The following is a 17,593-nucleotide window of genomic DNA, read 5'->3' as shown; positions in this document are numbered from 1 at the left end:
CAGCTCCAGCTTCCCACATGAGCGTGGGGAAAAAATCACCCCGCCAGCGCCTGCTCCAGGTCGGCGATCAGGTCGTCGCCGTCCTCGATGCCGGCGGACAGCCTGACCAGCGAATCCGAGATGCCGATCTCGGCGCGTTTTTCCGACGGGATCGAGCCGTGGGTCATCAGTGCCGGATGCTCGATCAGGCTTTCGACGCCGCCGAGGCTTTCGGCGAGCGTGAACAGCTGCGTCCGCTCGAGGAAGCGTTTCGTCGCCGCCAGATCGCGGTCGAGCACCGCCGTGATCATGCCGCCGAAGGCAAACATCTGCGCTTTGGCGATGGCATGCTGCGGATGGCTTTCGAGGCCGGGATAGATCACCCGCCGCACGTCCTTCTGCCCCTCCAGCCAGCGCGCGATCTTCAAGCCGTTGGCGGAGTGCCGCTCCATGCGCAGCGCCAAGGTCTTGATGCCGCGCAGCGCGAGAAAGCTGTCGAACGGCCCGGAGATCGCGCCGATGGCGTTCTGCAGGAACTTCAGCTGATCGCGCAGGTCCTTGTCGTCGCCCACCACCACGCAGCCGCCCACCATGTCGGAATGACCGTTGAGATATTTGGTCGTCGAGTGCACGACGATGTCGATGCCGAGTTCCAGCGGCCGCTGCAGGTAGGGGCTGCAGAAGGTGTTGTCGGCGACGGACAGGATGCCCTTGCGCCTGGCAAGTGCCGCCACGCCCTCGAGGTCGACGACGCGCAGCAGCGGGTTGGTCGGCGTCTCGACCCACAGCATCTTCGTCTCCGGCCGGATCGCCGCCTCGACGGCGGCGAGGTCGGTGAAGTCGACGAACGTCACTTGAAGCCCGGCCGAGCGCTTGCGCACGCGTTCGAGCAGCCGGAACGTGCCGCCATAGATGTCGTCGGTGGCGACGATGTGGGCGCCGGAGTCGAGCAGCTCGAACACGGTGCCGATCGCCGCCAGCCCCGAGGCGAAGGCGAAGCCGGCGGCCCCGCTTTCGAGATCGGCGATGGCGCGCTCGAAGGCAAAGCGCGTCGGGTTCTGGCTGCGGGCGTACTCGAAGCCCTTGTGCACGCCCGGGCTCTGCTGGCCGTAGGTCGAGGTGGCGTAGATCGGCACCATCACAGCACCCGTCGTCGGGTCGTGGCTCTGGCCGCCATGGATGGTGCGCGTCGAGAATGCCAGCCTGTTCTTCTGCGTCGTCATCTTGCCCTTCTCAGATGGTTGATGAGGTCGACCCGGGTGATCAGCCCGATGAATTCCTCGCCGTCGAAGATGATCGCCACTTCGTTGCGGTCGAAGATCGGCAGCAGCGCGTCGAGCGTCTGGCTGGCCTGCAGCGTGTGCAGCTCCTTGGTCATGGCTGTGGCCACCGGAGCGTTGAAACGGTCCCAGCGCCCGTCATAGGGGCCTTCCACCTTGGCGAGGATGTCGCTCTCGTCGATGATGCCGACGAGCTTGCCCTCGTCGAGCACCGGCAGCTGCGACACGTCCCCGCGCCGCATCCGGCCATAGGCGGTGAGCAGGCTGTCGCCGGGCCCGACGAACACCGTGCCGCCCTCGCGGTGCGAGCGCGCCACCAGGTCGCTCAGGTCGCCGTGCTGTTCCTTCTCGGCCAGGCCCTGTTCGGCCAGCCAGAAGTCGTCGAACACCTTGGAGAGGTACTTGTTGCCGCTGTCGCAGACGAAGGTCACCACCCGCTTCGGCGTCTTCTGCTCGCGGCAGTAGCGCAGCGCCGCCGAAAGCAGCGTGCCCGACGAGGAGCCGGCGAGGATGCCTTCCTTGGCGAGCAGGTCGCGCACGGCCAGCATGCTCGCCTTGTCGTTGACCGAATAGGCGCGCTTGACGAAGGACAGGTCGCAGTTCGGCGGCACGAAGTCCTCGCCGATGCCTTCCACCGTCCAGCTGCCGGCCTCCTCCATCTTGCCGGTCTTGACCAGTGGCGCCAGCACCGAGCCGACCGGATCGGCCAGCACCATCTCGGTCTTCGGCGACACCTTGGCGAAGAAGCGGCCGAGCCCGGTCAGCGTCCCGCCGGAGCCCACCCCCACCACCACGGCGTCGACGTCGCCTTCGAGCTGCTTCCAGATCTCCGGGCCCGTCGTCGTCTCATGCGCGTGCGGGTTCGCCGGATTGGCGAACTGGTTGACGTAGAACGAGCCGGGGATCTCTGCGGCGATCCGCTCGGCCATGTCCTGGTAATATTCGGGATGGCCCTTGCCGACGTCCGAGCGCGTCAGCCGGACCTCCGCGCCCAGCGCCCTCAGGTGCTGGATCTTCTCGCGCGACATTTTGTCGGGCACCACCAGGATGATGCGGTAGCCTTTTGGAATGCCGACCTGGGCGAGGCCTAGTCCGGTGTTGCCGGCGGTCGCCTCGACGATGGTGCCGCCGTGCTTGAGCTTGCCCGCGTGTTCGGCCGCCGCGATCATCGACAGCGCGATGCGGTCCTTGATCGAGCCGCCGGGGTTCTGGCTTTCGAGCTTGATGAACAGCCGGCACGGCCCTGTGTCGAAGCGCCTGAGCTCCACGATCGGCGTGTCGCCGATCAGATCGAGCGCAGACCTGAAGGGTGGGTTCAAGCGGCTCATGGCAGCACCTCCCTCATCCGGCAGTTTCATTAAGCTTACCCCATCTCGGTCGGACAGACACTGCCGCCCGGTTGATCTTGCGGCCACGTCCGGCCGGTCTGGCCGCATTTATCGGCGGCGCCCGGCTCAAACAAAGGCAGCGAATTTCGTTTCGGAGGGGCGCGCAGGAAGGAAATTCTCGGCTGGCCAAAAAAGTTCCGCCCCGCCGGATCGGTCGATCGGGCGGGGCGGAAAAGTCTTTGTCTTGTTTCGTCGCGGCGCGGGCCGCCGGCCTTACTCGAAGTCGCCGAGGTCGCGCACCGCACCGCGGTCGGCGGAGGTGGCGAAGGCGGCATAGGCCTTCAGCGCCTTGGTCACCTTGCGCTTGCGCTGCTCGACCGGCTTCCAGCCCGTGGCGTCCTGTTCGGCCCGGCGGGTGGCGAGCTCGGCCTCGTCGACGCGCAGGCTGATGGTGCGGTTCGGAATGTCGATGTCGATGATGTCGCCCTCGCGCACCAGGCCGATGGCGCCGCCATTCGCCGCCTCCGGCGAGACATGGCCGATCGACAGGCCGGAGGTGCCGCCCGAAAAGCGCCCGTCGGTCAGAAGCGCGCAGGCTTTGCCCAGGCCCTTCGACTTGAGGTAGCTGGTCGGATAGAGCATCTCCTGCATGCCGGGGCCGCCCTTCGGGCCCTCGTAGCGGATCACCACCACGTCGCCGGCCACGACCTCGTTGGCGAGGATCGCCTTCACCGAGGCGTCCTGGCTTTCGAACACGCGGGCCGGCCCGGAGAATTTCAGGATCGACTCGTCGACGCCGGCGGTCTTCACTACGCAGCCGTTCAGCGCGATGTTGCCCTTGAGCACGGCAAGTCCGCCGTCCTTGGAGAACGGATGCTCGGCCGAGCGGATGACGCCCTTCTCGCGGTCGAGGTCGAGCTCGTCCCAGCGGCGGTCCTGGCTGAAGGCCACCTGGGTTGGCACCCCGCCGGGCGCGGCGAGGAAGAAGTCGCGCACCGCCTGGCTCTTGGTCCTGGAGATGTCCCAGTGGTCGATCGCCTCGCCGATGCTGGCGGTGTGCACCGTCGGCAGGTCGCGATTGAGCAGGCCGGCCTTGTCGAGCTGGCCGAGGATCGAGAAGATGCCGCCGGCGCGGTGCACGTCTTCCATGTGCACGTCCTGCTTGGCGGGCGCCACCTTGCACAGCACCGGCACCTTGCGCGATAGGGTGTCGATGTCGTCCTGGTCGAAGTCGATCTCGCCTTCATGCGCGGCGGCCAAAATGTGCAGCACGGTGTTGGTCGAGCCGCCCATGGCGATGTCGAGCGCCATGGCGTTCTCGAACGCGCCCTTCGACGCGATAGAGCGCGGCAGCACGCTCTCGTCGTTCTGTTCGTAGTAGCGCTGGGCTAGGTCGACAATGAGGTGTCCCGCTTCCACAAACAGGCGCTTGCGGTCGGCATGGGTCGCCAGCGTCGAGCCGTTGCCGGGCAGCGACAGGCCGAGCGCCTCGGTCAGGCAGTTCATCGAGTTGGCGGTGAACATGCCCGAGCACGAGCCGCAGGTCGGGCAGGCCGAGCGCTCGATGATCTTGACGTCCTCGTCCGAAACCTTGTCGTCGGCGGCCGCGACCATGGCGTCGACCAGGTCGAGCGCCACGTTCTTGCCGGCGAGCACCACCTTGCCGGCCTCCATCGGGCCGCCGGAGACGAACACGGCCGGGATGTTGAGGCGCATCGCGGCCATCAGCATGCCGGGGGTGATCTTGTCGCAGTTGGAGATGCACACCATGGCGTCGGCGCAATGCGCGTTGACCATGTATTCGACGCTGTCGGCGATGATCTCGCGGCTCGGCAGCGAATAGAGCATGCCGTCATGGCCCATGGCGATGCCGTCGTCGACGGCGATGGTGTTGAACTCCTTGGCCACGCCGCCGGCCGCCTCGATCTCGCGGGCGACGAGCTGGCCCAGATCCTTGAGGTGCACGTGTCCCGGCACGAACTGGGTGAAGGAGTTGACCACGGCGATGATCGGCTTGCCGAAATCCGTGTCCTTCATGCCGGTGGCGCGCCATAGGCCACGCGCGCCGGCCATGTTGCGGCCGTGGGTGGTGGTGCGCGAACGATAAGCAGGCATGGGCTCTCTCATACGATAGATGGCTAAATTGGGATTGAGCCACTATGGCCCTTGCGTCAACTCTTTTTCGCCCTGTGCGCGGCGTGGCATGCCGTTTGCGGGCAGCTGCCATGCGCTGAGTGCAGTGCGCGGGCGCCTCAACCCTTGGAATTGGCCGATTTCTTGCCCTTGCGGCCGCGCCTGAGCTCGGCCACGCCGACCGTCAGCCCCATCGCCAGCGCCATGGTCGCGGCGAGCGAGCGGAAGCCGCCGAAATCGGCTTCGGCCACCTCGAACCACACCTTGGCGAACTGCGCCAGCGGCGAGAACGCGCTGTCGGTGATCGCCACCACCGGCACGCCGTTGGCCGACAGCACCCGCGCCTCCTCCACCGTCGCCGAGGCATAGGGCGAGAAGCTGATGGCGATGACGGCGTCCTTCGACGTGGCGAAGGAAATGATCTCGGGGCTCAAGCCGGAGGCGGATTCGATCAGCTGGCTGCGCACGCCGAGCTTGCCCAGTGCATAGGCGATGTAGCTGGCGACCGGATAGGAGCGGCGACGGGCGAGGATGTAGATGGTCTCGGCGCCGTTGAGCAGGTCGATGGCGCGGTCCAGCGTCTCGTCGTCGAGATTGCGCGACATCACGTCGATCGACTTGCTGGCGGCGGCCAGGAAACCGTCGACGATGCGGCGGTTGCTGGCGTCGTCGTCACCTTCGCCGCGCACCACCGTCAGCCGCTCCTCGTAGGAGGTCGTGCGTTCCCTCAGCCGTTCGCGGAAAACCTGCTGCAGGCTGGTGAAGCCGTCATAGCCGAGATGCTGGGCGAAGCGGATCAGCGTCGAGGGCTGCACGCCGGCCGAGCTTGCGATGCTGGCGGCAGTGCCGAAGGCGATCTCGTCGGGATTGTCGAGCGCGTAGGCGGCCACCTGGGCGATGCGCTTGGGCAGGCTCTGGCGCCGGTCCAGGATCAGCGCCCTCAGCGCCTCGAAATCGCGCGGCAGTGCCTCCGAAGCCGTGTCCGCCATGTTGTCCATTCCGCCTCCACCTGGTCCACAATAGCGCCGGGGCGACCGGCTGTCCAAATAAAATGAACCGTATGTTCCATTTTCGACAAAATTCGACTATTCAGTCCGCCATGAGCATGATCCCAAAAAAGCGGGAACCGGTTTTCGGACCGGATCATGCTCCGGCAAAGAATGATTGAGCCCATTCCGATGCGTCGGAACGCGACAGTTTCTATAAACCGGGAGAGCGTGAAGTGACAGGTGTAGGACTTATCGGGACCGGCTTCATGGGCAAGTGCCATGCGCTGGCGTGGAATTCGGTGCGCACCGTATTCGGCGACGTCGAGAAAGTGAGGCTCGTCCATCTCGCCGAGGCCAATGCCGACCTTGCCTCCCAGCGCGCCTCCGAGCTCGACTTCGAGAAGGCGTCGGGCGATTGGCGCGCCGTCGTCGCCGACCCCGAGGTCGACGTCGTCTCGCTGACTACGCCCAACCAGTTCCATCCCGAGATGGCGATCGCGGTCCTTGAGGCAGGTAAGCATCTGTGGTGCGAAAAGCCGATGGCGCCGACGCTCGCCGAGGCCGAAGCCATGGCGGTGGCCGCCCGCAAGTCGGGCAAGGTCGCCGTGCTCGGTTACAACTACATCCAGAGCCCGGCCATCCGCCACATCCGCCAATTGCTCGACGAAAAGATCATCGGCGAGGTCAACCATCTCCGCGTCGAGATGGACGAGGACTTCATGGCCGACCCCGACGCGCCGTTCTTCTGGAAGCACGAGGCCAAGTCGGGCTATGGCGCGCTCGACGATTTCGCCGTCCACCCGCTGTCGCTGATCACGGCCCTGTTCGGCCGCGTGGCGTCTGTCATGTGCGACATGGCAAAACCTTATCCGGATCGCCAGGTCGCGGGCGGCGGCCGCCGCGCGGTCGAGACCTACGACATCGCCTCGAGCCTGATCCATCTCGAAAACGGCGTCTCCGGCACGCTTCTGGTCAACCGTTCCGCCTGGGGCCGCAAGGGCCGCATCCAGGTCCAGATCTTCGGCTCGAAGGGGTCGATCGTCTTCGACCAGGAGCGCTTCAACGAGATCCAGCTCTACGTCACCTCGGACCGTGCGACCGAGCAAGGCTACCGCACCATCCTCGCGGCCCCCGTGCACGAGCCCTACGGCAAGTTCATCCCCGCGCCCGGCCATGGCCTCGGCTTCAACGACCTCAAGACCATCGAGTGCCGCGAGCTGCTCGCCCGCATCGCCGGTGCGCCTGCCCGCGTCATCGACTTCGACGAGGGCCTCGAGATCGAGCGTACCGTGCATGCGATGGCGCAGTCGTTTGCCGATCGGAAATGGGTGACGGTGAGGTAGGCAGTTGATCGCTGACGGTCGGCGTGCCTGAGACCACCGCACGCCGACACCTTGTGAGGTCGAAGAATCGCGGCGGCGGCGAAGGCGCCTTTCCAGCTAGGGTTCCTCGCCCCCACGGAGTGGGGGAGAGGTGGTTTGCGCAGCAAACCGGTGAGGGGGCAGTCACCAAGGTTGCGGCGACAAAATGGAGCGCCCGGCCAAAAAGACGTAGAATAGAACTCTGGTTGCCTCGCCACAAAAAGATTCCCCTTGAAGTTGCAGTGAAGATATGGCGAGATCAGTTGCGCGGGGTAATGCGGCATGAGAACGATTATCGCCTTGTGCGTGCCAGGAATCGTCGTTGCGCGATGCAGAATTTGCACAGTAGCGCGCAACGCAAAAACTTAGAATATTCAGGCGAATACATAAGGCGCAAAAAACCGAAACGCCGATGGCGATCGGTCATTTCTCGATCCCATGACTGCTTACCCCGAGATCTGAACGTCACCTGAGTGTCAGGGACGCAAAGCAAGGGAGGAGCATATGGCAATTCGCAAGTTACCGAAGCCAGTAGTTTATATGCTGGCTTCTCGTCGTCATCGCCTTCGGCATTTTCTTTGGCATGCGGTGCGGGGGGCCTGGAACAATCCGCGCCTGACGGCGGAGGTCAGGCAGCTCATCCGAAACAAGGGCTGGGCGCCACCCTGTGACCGCGCCCCGTTCGACGCCGAGGGCAAGCTCATCCTCGACAATTTTGCCGGCGAGGATTTTCTCTACATGCACCGGCAGATGATCCGCGAGGTCAACGATCTGCTCGCGCAGGAAGGCGAGCCGCCGCTGGACGCCTGGCCCGCCATGCCCAGGCCGGGGGAGAACCCCGATTTCGCGGTGCCGGCCGCCTGGACATATGCCGATCCCAACCAGTCCGCGGCGGACAACGCGCAGATGACCACCTCGCTGCAGCGGTTGAAGTCGGACGCCTATGCCGACAACCCGATCGGGATATGGGAGACCTTCTATACCAGCCCGAACAACCTCCGGAGACTGTCGCTCGGCGCGCTGGGCAACCTGGTCGAGATGACGATCCACAACAGCTTCCACATGCGGTGGGCGAGCCAGCCCTTCGGCTACATGCCGTCACCCAACCTGGAGGACGTGAGCGCCATCGATCCCAAATGGGATTCGGTCGAGTATGACTATCTCGGAGACATCTATTCCAGCCACGTCAATCCGTTCTTCTGGTACCTGCATGGCTGGGCCGATGCCTGCATCGACAAATGGGCTGCGGCAAATCAGGTCACAGACATCCAGTGGACCGGCACCTGGACCGGAAAGCTCGAGGCCGGCTGGTCGTTCGGCCAGCCCGAGGCGCTGACGGCGAAGGTGCGGGAAGAGGTGATGACCGGCCATCACCAATCGGACGCCGACCTTCGCGACATGGAGGAGATCGTGCAGCGCCTCGGCTCCTGCAAGGTCATCCGCAATTTCTACGATCTCCTGCTTCAGCCCTGAGGGCACAGCCGGACATCAGGTCCGGTAGAGCCGCGCGAGGGGCGAGATCTTTGCCCCTCGTATGGCGGCCTACCGCCGCCATTGCCTCTCCCCGTCCGTGCCTGATATGCCGCCCGGGCCGCCCGCGTGGCTGAAACGGCCCGGAACGATTGCCGATGACCAAACTCCCCGACCTGCCGGTGACGGCGGTCCTGCCGCAACTTGCCGAGGCCCTGTCTTCAGGCCGCAGCGCCGTGCTGGTCGCCCCGCCCGGCGCCGGCAAGACCACGCTCGTGCCCCTGGCGCTGCTCGACGCCGCCTGGCGCGGTGACGGCAGGATCGTGCTGCTCGAGCCGCGCCGGCTCGCCGCCCGCGCCGCCGCCCGCCGCATGGCCTCGCTCCTCGGCGAGGAGCCGGGCGGCACCGTCGGCTACGCCATGCGCATGGAAAACAAGGTCAGCGCGAAGACGAGAATCCTGGTCGTCACCGAGGGCGTGCTCGCCCGCATGATCCTCGACGATCCGGAGCTGCCCGGCGTCGCCGCGGTCCTGTTCGACGAGTTCCACGAGCGCTCGCTCGACGGCGATTTCGGCCTGGCGCTGGCGCTCGACGTGCAGGGCGCCCTGCGCCCCGACCTCAGGCTCGTCGTCATGTCGGCGACGCTCGACGGCGCGCGGGTGTCGAAACTGCTCGACGGCGCGCCGGTCATCGCAAGCGAGGGCCGCAGCTTCCCGGTCGAGATCCGCTACGACGAGCGTCCCGCTGGTACGGCCGTCGAGGACGCCATGGCCAGGGCGATCCGCGACGCCCTTGCCGACGAGCAGGGCAGCGTGCTCGCCTTCCTGCCGGGCCAGCGCGAGATCGAGCGCACCGCCGAGCGCCTGGAAGGTCGTGTCTCGGCCGATGTCGACGTCGTCCCGCTCTACGGCCAGCTCGACGGCAAGGCGCAGGACGCGGCGATCCGCCCCGCACCCGCCGGCCGCCGCAAGGTGGTGCTGGCAACGTCGATCGCGGAAACCTCGATCACCATCGACGGCGTCCGTGTCGTCGTCGATTCCGGCCTGTCGCGCCTGCCCAGATACGAGCCGGCGAGCGGCCTGACCCGGCTTGAGACGGTGCGGGCGTCCCGCGCCGCCGCCGACCAGCGCGCCGGCCGCGCCGGCCGCTCCAGCCCGGGCATGGCCATCCGCCTGTGGCGCGCCGAGCAGACGGCGGCGCTGCCCGCCTTTTCGCCGCCCGAAATCCTCGAGGCCGACCTGTCCGGCTTCGTGCTCGACTGCGCCGCCTTCGGCGTCGCCGACCCGACCACGCTCGCCTTCCTCGACACGCCGCCCGCGCCGGCCCTGGCCGAGGCGCGCGCTCTTCTCCGCGAGCTCGACTCCATCGACGCCGACGGCCGCCTGACCGAGGCCGGCCAGGCGATGCGCCGGCTGGCGCTGCCGGTGCGTCTCGCCCACATGGTCGCCGAAGCTGCCCGCCAGGGCGCCGGGGCGGAGGCCGCCCGGCTCGCCGTGCTGATGACCGAGCGCGGTTTGGGTGGCGACAGCGCCGACCTCGAACGCCGCCTGCAGCGCTTCCGCACCGAGCGCTCGCCCCGCGCCACCGCCGCGCGGCAACTGGCGGAGCGGCTGGCACGGCAGGCCGGCATGAATGCCCCTCACCCTTACCCTCTCCCTGTGAATGATGGGGAGAGGGGGGCGTCGACGTTGCGGCCATCCTCCTTCTCCCCGTCATTGCGGGGAGAAGGTCCGGCAGGGAATGAGGGGCAGCGCGAATCTGCGCGAGGTTCCGCAGCAGGCGAGACGCTCACCCCCGGCGCCCTTCTCCTCTATGCCTGGCCCGACCGCGTCGCCAAGGCGCGCGGCGAGCGCGGCCGCTTCGTGCTCGCCAATGGCAGCGGTGCGGCCGTCGACGCCGCTGATCCGCTCGCAAGCGAGCCCTACCTCGTCGTCGCCGACCTGCAGGGCAAGGCGCAGAACGCCCGCATCGCCTCCGCCGCGGCGGTCTCGGAAGCCGACATCCGCGCGATCCTTGCCGCCCATCTCGAGCGCCGCACCGAGGCGAGCTTCGACAAGGACAAGCGTTCGGTCCGTGTCCGCGAGACCGTCCGGCTCGGCGCCGTCACCTTGTCCGAGCGCATGCTGCCGGCGCCCACCGGCGAGGCGGCCGACCGCGCCATCCTCGACGCGTTGCGCGCTCACGGGCTCGGCCTGCTCGACTGGGGCAAGGAGGCCGAGACTCTGCGCCAGCGCCTGTCCTGGCTCCGCCGCGGCCTGGGCGAGCCTTGGCCGGACATGTCCGACGAGGCCCTTTTGGCGCGGCTCGACGACTGGCTGCTGCCCTTCCTGCGCGGCGAGGCTTCCTTCGCCCGCATCGGCGCGGGCACCCTCCATGACGCGTTGCTGTCGCTCGTCCCGCACGACCTGCAGCGCAAGATCGGTTCGCTCGCGCCCACCCATTTCGACGCGCCCTCCGGCAGCCATGTGCCGATCCGCTACGACGGCGAATGGCCGGTGCTCGCCGTCCGCGTGCAGGAGCTGTTCGGAATGGACAAGCACCCCGCTATCGCCGGCGGCACCGTGCCGCTCACGCTCGAGCTGCTGTCGCCGGCGCACCGGCCGATCCAGAAGACGCGCGACCTGCCCGGCTTCTGGCGCGGCTCCTGGGCCGACGTGCGCTCCGACATGCGCGGCCGCTACCCAAAGCATGTCTGGCCGGAAAACCCCTTGGAGGCGCAAGCCACCAGCCGCGCCAAGCCGCGCGGCACCTGAGCATGATCCCGAACCGAAGGTCCGCGCAGCGAAAAGTGGGCACCGGTCTTCGAAAAAAGATTATGCTCACCCAGGAAGAACACAGAGCCCCATCCCGATTTCGGGATGGAATAGGCTCTGGGGCTTGGCGCGAGCGCCTGTTGCAGCGCATAAAGCCGAAATGAACCCGCTGACCCGCAAGCCAGACCTGCAGCATAGCCACAGGCTCCGCCTCAACACGCTGATCCGCCTGCGCTGGCTGGCTATCGTCGGCCAGAGCATCACCGTGGTGGTGGTCGCCTACGTGCTGGAGTTCCCGCTGCCGGTCAGCCTCTGCTTCGCGCTGATCGCCAGCTCCGCCTGGCTCAACCTCTTCCTCGCCTTCCGCTATCCGGCCACCCACCGGCTCCGGCCGATCGCCGCCTTCGGCATCCTCACCTTCGACAGCCTGCAGCTCGCCGGCCTGCTCTACATCACCGGCGGCCTGTCCAATCCCTTCTCGCTGCTGATGACCGTGCCGGTGGTCATCTCGGCCACCTCGCTGCCGCTGCGCCTCACCGCCGTGCTCGCCGGCCTCGTCATCGCCATGGTCAGCCTGCTCGCCTTCTTCCATCTGCCGCTGCCCTGGTACAAGGGCATCGTCCTGGCCATGCCCTTCATCTACACCGCCGGCATCTGGATCGCCGTGTCCTGCTCCATCGCATTTACCGCCATCTACGCCTTCCGCGTCGCCGAGGAGGCGCGCCTGCTCGCCAATGCGCTCGCCGCGACCGAACTCGTGCTGCAGCGCGAGCAGCACCTGTCGGCGCTCGACGGCCTCGCCGCAGCGGCCGCCCACGAGCTCGGCACGCCGCTCGCCACCATCACGCTCGTCGCCAAGGAGATGGAGCGCGCCCTCGGCCGCGATCCGAAGTTCGGCGAGGACGTCACGTTGCTGCGCAGCCAGAGCGAGCGCTGCCGCGAGATCCTGAAGCGCCTCACCAGCCTGTCGTCGGAAGGCGAGGAGCATCTCGCCCGCCTGCCGCTCACCTCGTTGGTCGAGGAGGTCACCGCGCCGCACCGCGACTTCGGCATCGCCATCAAGCTGGACCCCGGCGAGCGCATCGGCCCCGAGCCGGTCGGCCACCGCAACCCGGGCGTCATCTACGGCCTCGGCAACCTGGTCGAGAACGCGGTGGACTTCGCCCGCAGCCGCGTCACCATCCACTGGAGCTGGGACGACGAGGAAGTCACCTTCAGCATCATGGACGACGGTCCGGGCTTCCCGCACGACATCATCGACCGCATCGGCGAGCCCTACATGTCCACCCGCCAGGGGGCCGAGCCGGGCGGCGGCCTCGGCCTCGGCCTGTTCATCGCCAAGACCCTGCTCGAGCGCTCCGGCGCCGAGATCAGCTTCACCAATTCGAGCGGGCCGGGCGAGGGCGCGGTGGTCGAGATCTCCTGGCCGCGCGCCGTCTTCCTCAATCCGGCGCCGGCCGGGTCGGCCATGTTCGACACCGCCTGAGCCGGCGTACGGGTGCATTCACGGCCCTGGCATTGGACATCCTGGCTTTGCACCTATATCTGCGTGGAAAACCATAAGGACGACTGGGATCAAAGACAAAAAGGATAAGATGTGATGACCACCCAGGACATTGCAAGCGGGCTGCCGGGCGAAGACCACACTCTGCTTCTCGTCGACGACGACAAGCCGTTCCTCACGCGCCTGGCGCGCGCCATGGAGAGCCGCGGCTTCGCCGTCGACACGGCCGAAAGCGTCGAGGAGGCAGTCGCCAAGGTGCGCGCCAATCCGCCGGCCTATGCGGTGGTCGACATGCGGCTGGGCGACGGCAACGGCCTCGACGTGGTGTCCGCCATCCGCGAGCGCCGCGAGGACACCCGCACCGTCATCCTCACCGGCTACGGCAACATCGCCACCGCCGTCACCGCGGTGAAGCTCGGCGCCATCGACTACCTCTCCAAGCCGGCCGATGCCGACGACGTGTTTGCGGCCCTGACCAATTCGAGCGGCGAGCGCGCGGCCCCGCCGGAAAACCCGATGTCGGCCGACCGCGTCCGCTGGGAGCACATCCAGCGCGTCTACGAGATGTGCGAGCGCAACGTCTCGGAGACCGCACGCCGCCTCAACATGCACCGCCGCACGCTGCAGCGCATCCTCGCCAAGCGGGCGCCGAGATGACGGGTAAGGGAATAGGGGAATAGGGGAATAGGGGAATAGGGCAGTGACTGCTCTGCCGCCCTCCATATTGCCCTACTCCCCTACTCCCCTACTCCCCTACTCCCCTACTCCCCTCACTACTCGCTCTCCCCCTCCAGCGCCGGCACCGCGACACCGGCGAGTTCGGCGGCAAGCAGCCGCGCCGCGCCGGCGCGCGCGATCCTCAGCATCAGCGCCTTGCGTGTCGCCGCCGCCAAGCGGTGCTCCGGCGCCTCGCGCATGATCTCGGCGCCATAGCCGTCCGAAAGGATGAAGCCGCATTCCTCGGGGAAGATCTCTTGCGGCACCTCGGGGTGCGTGGCGAAGAAGAAGCGGTCGGAGTGCAGCCTGTAGTCCGGCCATTTGCGGTCGGTGCGGAAATCCTCGACCGACGACTTGATCTCGATGATCCAGATGTCGCCCTGGCGTGTCAGCGCCACGAGGTCGGCGCGCCGTCCGGTCGCCAGCGAAAGCTCGGGCAGTACATGCGCGCCCATCTGCGACAGCAGGCGCTGCACGCCGCGCCGCACCAGCATGGCGCGGTCTGACTGGCGGCCGTCGACGAGGGGATTTTGGGCAAGCGGCGAAATGATCGGCATGCGCCGATCATGGCATCATTTGTTCACGTTTTGAACCCGTCCTGAGGCAACTGTTCCTTGGGAATAGAACCCTGGTGGTGGCAAGCCTCTGCTCAACCCCGCCTCGCTGCCTGCATCCGCTTTCCCGTCCTGCGTGTTGCCGAAATGCCATAGCTTCCACCTTAGTTAAGGCGGCGGCGGCAATGGGCGCTTGCGAGGCTTGGCAAGCAAAATGCCGGACCGTTAAGAATGGTGGCGGAAATGAGGCCGAATCGGCCTGGGCGTCGCTCCTTTCGGGAATCCAGCATGCGCTTGAAATTCTCTGCAATTGCCGCCGCACTGGCGCTTTCCGCCGCACTCGCGGGTTGCTCGACCGACGGTGTGTCGCGCATCTTCTCCAACGACTACGGCGCCCGCGTCGATGCCGGCTACAAGCTGCCGACCATCCCGATCAGCAAGGTGCCGCGCCAGTTCCACCGCCAGGTCGTGCGCTACGAGACCGACGAGAAGCCGGGCACCATCGTCGTCGATACCGGGCAGAAGTTCCTCTATCTGGTCCAGGCCGAAGGCAAGGCGATCCGCTACGGCATCGGCGTCGGCCGCGAGGGCTTCGAGTGGCAGGGAACCGCCCGCATCGCGCTCAAGCGCGAATGGCCGGTGTGGACGCCGCCGCCGGCGATGATCAAGCGCCAGCCGGAGCTCGCCAAATGGTCGGGCGGCATGCCTGGCGGCCCCAAGAACGCGCTCGGCGCGCGCGCCCTCTACCTCTACAACAAGGGCGGCGACTCCGGTTACCGCCTGCACGGCACGCCGGAATGGTGGTCGATCGGCAAGGCCATGTCGTCGGGCTGCATCCGCCTCATGAACCAGGACATCATCGACCTCTACAATCGCGCCGAGGTCGGCACCAAGGTCATCGTGATCTAACCGCGAACCGTCCAGGCAACACGGACGTCGCAAACAAAAACCGGGCTCCAAGGCCCGGTTTTTTGTTTTTGGGTCAGTAGTGAGGCTGTTCCGGCAATTCGCTCCGCCGAGGCATCTGGGGTGGTTTTCGAGAACCGGAGCGCAGCGGACGTTCAGGTCCGTGAGCACCGGAAGCGCAGAAAACTGCGTCAGATGGCCGGGGGAGTAGAATTGACGGGCAGCCTCAGGCCACCTGCTCGACCTGCTGCACCTCAGGCACGAAGTGGCGGAGCAGGTTCTGGATGCCGTGCTTCAGTGTCGCCGTCGACGACGGGCAGCCGGCGCAGGCGCCCTTCATGTGCAGGAACACGGTGCCGTTCTCGTAGCCGCGGAAGGTGATGTCGCCGCCGTCCTGGGCGACCGCCGGGCGAACCCGCGTGTCGAGCAGTTCCTTGATCGTCACCACGATCTCGGCGTCGGCCTGGTCGTAGAACTCCTCGCTGTCGGCCTGATGCCCGGCGCCTGCCGCGCTTTCGCGCGCCATCACCGGCGCACCCGACATGAAATGCTCCATGATCGAGCCGAGGATCGCCGGCTTGAGGTGCTGCCAGTCCGGGCCGTCCTTGCTCACGGTGATGAAGTCGTAGCCGAAGAACACGCCGGTGACGCCCGGAATGTCGAACAGCCGGCCGGCCAGCGGCGAGGCGGCGCGCGCGCTGTCGGCGTCGCGGAAATCGGCGGTGCCGTCCACCAGGACTTCCTTGCCGGGCAGGAATTTCAGCGTCGCCGGATTGGGGGTCGCTTCGGTCTGGATGAACATGGCCGTATCTCCATGGCCGCCGCGTCGGCGGGCCGTCACTTTGGAATAGTTCTAATTAGGCTCATGGCGGCCGACATTCAAGCCGCTGGCGCGCCTCCGCGCCAATATGTTGCGCCGGTTTCTTAGGCCAGGCTGTCGATGTCCTCGTCGGACAGGTTCTGCGGCACCACCGTCACCGGGATCGGGAAGGCGGCCGCCTTGCCGGCGATCGAGGCGACGAGCGGCCCGGGGCCTTCCTTGCCCGCGCCGGCCGCCAGCACCAGGATGGCGATGTCCTGGTCGTCTTCGATCAGCTTGTGGATCTCCTCGGCGGGGCGGCCTTCGCGCACCACCAGCTCCGGCTCGATGCCGAGGGTCTCGCGCACTTTCGAGGCATGGGTGTCCAGCGCCCCGTTGGCCGTGGCGGTCGCCTCCTCGCGCATGATCTTTTCAACGCCCAGCCAGTGCTGGAAGTCGTCCGGCTCGATCACATAGAGCAGCACCAGCACGCCGCCGGTCGACCTGGCGCGCTTCGAGGCATAGGCCACGGCGCGCTCGCATTCCGGCGTCTCGTCGATGATCGCCAGGAACTTGCGCCGATGGCCGGCTTCCTTGCTGAGGCGTTTGGAGACCATGTGCTACCTTGCTGTGCGTGGGCGTACCGGCGAGCAATTTGCCACCGGCGCCGGCCGCCCGCAAGCAGGCCGGCGCCGGGACGCTGTCAGTCGCCTAGTAGGCCGATGATGTCGCGCACGTCCTTCATCGTCACTTCGGCAATCGCCCGCGCCCGGTCGCCGCCGTCGCGCAGCACGGCGTCGATATGGCCGGGGTCGGCCATCAGGCGGCGCATCTCGCCGGCCACGGGCGCCAGCTTGTCGACCGCGAGGTCGGCAAGTGCCGGCTTGAACACCGAGAACTGCTGGCCGCCGAACTCCCGGAGCACATTCTCTTTCGACATGTCGGCGAGGCCGGCATAGATGCCGACGAGGTTTTCCGCCTCGGGACGTTCCTTCAGCCCGTCGGTCTCGCTCGGCAGCGCTTCCGGATCGGTCTTGGCCTTCTTGATCTTCTTCGAGATCGTGTCGGCGTCGTCGGTCAGGTTGATGCGCGACAGGTCGGACGGATCCGACTTCGACATCTTTTTCGAACCGTCGCGCAGGCTCATGATGCGTGCCGCCGGCCCACCGATGATCGGCTCGGTGATCGGGAAGTAGCCGTTGACCGTCTCTTCGCCCACCTGCATTTCGACGCCGATGCCGAGATCGGCGATGCGCGACGAGAAGTCGTTGTTGAACTTCTGGGCGATGTCGCGGGTCAGTTCCAGGTGCTGCTTCTGGTCCTCGCCGACGGGCACATGCGTGGCGCGATAGAGCAGGATGTCGGCGGCCATCAGGCTCGGATAGGCGAGCAGGCCCAGCGAGGCGTTCTCGCGGTCCTTGCCGGCCTTGTCCTTGAACTGCGTCATGCGGTTCATCCAGCCGATGCGCGCCACGCAGTTGAAGATCCAGGCGAGCTCGGCGTGCTGCAGCACGCGGGCCTGGTTGAAGACGATGTGCTTCTTGGGATCGATGCCGGAAGCCAGGAACGCCGCGGTGATCGAGCGCGTCTGGCCTTCGAGGTCGTCATGGACGAGCTGCGCGGTCAGCGAATGCAGGTCGACGACGCAATAGATGCAGTCGTTGGTTTCCTGCAGCGCGACGAACTTGCGGATGGCGCCGAGATAGTTGCCGAGATGGAGGTTGCCGGTCGGCTGGACGCCGGAGAAGACGAGGGGCTTGAAGGCGGTCATGTTGATCCCGTGGCTTGTGGAGGGCCGTTTCGCGCGCGGCGAAATGCGA

The 17,593-nt window shown here is 66.7% G+C and carries 14 protein-coding genes; 6 read left to right on the top strand and 8 right to left on the bottom strand.

Going from position 1 to position 17,593, the window contains the following annotated elements; all coding sequences use genetic code 11:
• Window positions 1–35: 35 nt before the first annotated feature.
• From AmiPiv_RS22935 to AmiPiv_RS22920, 4 genes are all read right to left on the bottom strand, one after another.
• Window positions 36–1,202, bottom strand: a complete 1,167-nt coding sequence (locus tag AmiPiv_RS22935) for a cystathionine gamma-synthase (RefSeq protein ID WP_340041224.1) — start codon at window positions 1,200–1,202, stop codon at window positions 36–38.
• Entirely contained in the window at window positions 1,199–2,587 is a 1,389-nt protein-coding gene (locus tag AmiPiv_RS22930) for a pyridoxal-phosphate dependent enzyme (RefSeq protein ID WP_340041222.1), read from the bottom strand. The genes AmiPiv_RS22935 and AmiPiv_RS22930 overlap by 4 nt, the downstream gene beginning before the upstream one ends.
• A 273-nt stretch (window positions 2,588–2,860) precedes the next feature.
• Entirely contained in the window at window positions 2,861–4,702 is a 1,842-nt protein-coding gene (gene ilvD / locus AmiPiv_RS22925) for a dihydroxy-acid dehydratase (protein WP_340041220.1), read from the bottom strand.
• A gap of 137 nt (window positions 4,703–4,839) precedes the next feature.
• A complete protein-coding gene (locus tag AmiPiv_RS22920) occupies window positions 4,840–5,718 on the bottom strand; it encodes a MurR/RpiR family transcriptional regulator (protein WP_340041219.1) in 879 nt (292 codons plus the stop codon).
• 224 nt (window positions 5,719–5,942) lie between these two features.
• On the opposite strand from AmiPiv_RS22920, the gene AmiPiv_RS22915 reads away from it, so the two are divergent.
• The 5 genes from AmiPiv_RS22915 (at window position 5,943) to AmiPiv_RS22895 (ending at window position 13,454) form a co-directional block, all read left to right on the top strand.
• Window positions 5,943–7,052, top strand: a complete 1,110-nt coding sequence (locus AmiPiv_RS22915) for a Gfo/Idh/MocA family protein (RefSeq protein ID WP_340041218.1) — start codon at window positions 5,943–5,945, stop codon at window positions 7,050–7,052.
• 606 nt (window positions 7,053–7,658) lie between these two features.
• Window positions 7,659–8,543 carry a hypothetical protein gene (locus AmiPiv_RS22910; protein WP_340041217.1) on the top strand — a complete coding sequence of 295 codons (885 nt, stop codon included), beginning with the start codon at window positions 7,659–7,661 and terminating at the stop codon, window positions 8,541–8,543.
• A gap of 155 nt (window positions 8,544–8,698) precedes the next feature.
• Window positions 8,699–11,293, top strand: a complete 2,595-nt coding sequence (gene hrpB, locus AmiPiv_RS22905; protein ID WP_340041215.1) for an ATP-dependent helicase HrpB — start codon at window positions 8,699–8,701, stop codon at window positions 11,291–11,293.
• Window positions 11,294–11,453: 160 nt separating this feature from the next.
• Complete coding sequence (locus AmiPiv_RS22900; protein ID WP_340041213.1) at window positions 11,454–12,779, top strand: ActS/PrrB/RegB family redox-sensitive histidine kinase; 1,326 nt, start codon at window positions 11,454–11,456, stop codon at window positions 12,777–12,779.
• Window positions 12,780–12,893: 114 nt separating this feature from the next.
• The gene (locus tag AmiPiv_RS22895; RefSeq protein WP_340041211.1) at window positions 12,894–13,454 is read left to right on the top strand and encodes an ActR/PrrA/RegA family redox response regulator transcription factor; all 561 of its coding nucleotides are present in this window, start codon (window positions 12,894–12,896) and stop codon (window positions 13,452–13,454) included.
• 116 nt (window positions 13,455–13,570) lie between these two features.
• Here the strand turns inward: AmiPiv_RS22895 and AmiPiv_RS22890 are convergent, their stop codons facing one another.
• Window positions 13,571–14,071 carry an MmcB family DNA repair protein gene (locus tag AmiPiv_RS22890; RefSeq protein WP_340041209.1) on the bottom strand — a complete coding sequence of 167 codons (501 nt, stop codon included), beginning with the start codon at window positions 14,069–14,071 and terminating at the stop codon, window positions 13,571–13,573.
• Window positions 14,072–14,356: 285 nt separating this feature from the next.
• On the opposite strand from AmiPiv_RS22890, the gene AmiPiv_RS22885 reads away from it, so the two are divergent.
• Window positions 14,357–14,977, top strand: coding sequence for a L,D-transpeptidase (locus AmiPiv_RS22885; protein WP_340041207.1), 621 nt, complete (start codon window positions 14,357–14,359; stop codon window positions 14,975–14,977).
• Between the two features lie 223 nt (window positions 14,978–15,200).
• Here AmiPiv_RS22885 and AmiPiv_RS22880 read toward each other — a convergent pair whose 3' ends face one another.
• From AmiPiv_RS22880 to trpS, 3 genes are all read right to left on the bottom strand, one after another.
• Entirely contained in the window at window positions 15,201–15,776 is a 576-nt protein-coding gene (locus tag AmiPiv_RS22880; protein ID WP_340041205.1) for a NifU family protein, read from the bottom strand.
• 122 nt (window positions 15,777–15,898) lie between these two features.
• Window positions 15,899–16,390 carry a universal stress protein gene (locus AmiPiv_RS22875; RefSeq protein ID WP_340041203.1) on the bottom strand — a complete coding sequence of 164 codons (492 nt, stop codon included), beginning with the start codon at window positions 16,388–16,390 and terminating at the stop codon, window positions 15,899–15,901.
• An 86-nt stretch (window positions 16,391–16,476) separates the two neighbouring features.
• The gene (gene trpS / locus AmiPiv_RS22870; protein WP_340041202.1) at window positions 16,477–17,544 is read right to left on the bottom strand and encodes a tryptophan--tRNA ligase; all 1,068 of its coding nucleotides are present in this window, start codon (window positions 17,542–17,544) and stop codon (window positions 16,477–16,479) included.
• Between the last annotated feature and the right edge of the window lie 49 nt (window positions 17,545–17,593).

The sequence above is a fragment of the Aminobacter sp. Piv2-1 genome (genome assembly GCF_037625995.1).
In the GTDB taxonomy this organism is placed as follows: domain Bacteria; phylum Pseudomonadota; class Alphaproteobacteria; order Rhizobiales; family Rhizobiaceae; genus Aminobacter.
This window is presented reverse-complemented; position numbering and strand designations above follow the sequence as displayed.

Coding starts and splice junctions, on each gene's coding strand:
- AmiPiv_RS22890 (WP_340041209.1), bottom strand. CDS start 14,071: ATGCCGATCATTTCGCCGCTTGCCCAAAATCCCCTCGTCGACGGCCGC.
- trpS (WP_340041202.1), bottom strand. CDS start 17,544: ATGACCGCCTTCAAGCCCCTCGTCTTCTCCGGCGTCCAGCCGACCGGC.
- AmiPiv_RS22900 (WP_340041213.1), top strand. CDS start 11,454: ATGAACCCGCTGACCCGCAAGCCAGACCTGCAGCATAGCCACAGGCTC.
- AmiPiv_RS22875 (WP_340041203.1), bottom strand. CDS start 16,390: ATGGTCTCCAAACGCCTCAGCAAGGAAGCCGGCCATCGGCGCAAGTTC.
- AmiPiv_RS22895 (WP_340041211.1), top strand. CDS start 12,894: ATGACCACCCAGGACATTGCAAGCGGGCTGCCGGGCGAAGACCACACT.
- AmiPiv_RS22920 (WP_340041219.1), bottom strand. CDS start 5,718: ATGGACAACATGGCGGACACGGCTTCGGAGGCACTGCCGCGCGATTTC.
- AmiPiv_RS22885 (WP_340041207.1), top strand. CDS start 14,357: ATGCGCTTGAAATTCTCTGCAATTGCCGCCGCACTGGCGCTTTCCGCC.
- AmiPiv_RS22880 (WP_340041205.1), bottom strand. CDS start 15,776: ATGTTCATCCAGACCGAAGCGACCCCCAATCCGGCGACGCTGAAATTC.
- AmiPiv_RS22930 (WP_340041222.1), bottom strand. CDS start 2,587: ATGAGCCGCTTGAACCCACCCTTCAGGTCTGCGCTCGATCTGATCGGC.
- hrpB (WP_340041215.1), top strand. CDS start 8,699: ATGACCAAACTCCCCGACCTGCCGGTGACGGCGGTCCTGCCGCAACTT.
- AmiPiv_RS22935 (WP_340041224.1), bottom strand. CDS start 1,202: ATGACGACGCAGAAGAACAGGCTGGCATTCTCGACGCGCACCATCCAT.
- ilvD (WP_340041220.1), bottom strand. CDS start 4,702: ATGCCTGCTTATCGTTCGCGCACCACCACCCACGGCCGCAACATGGCC.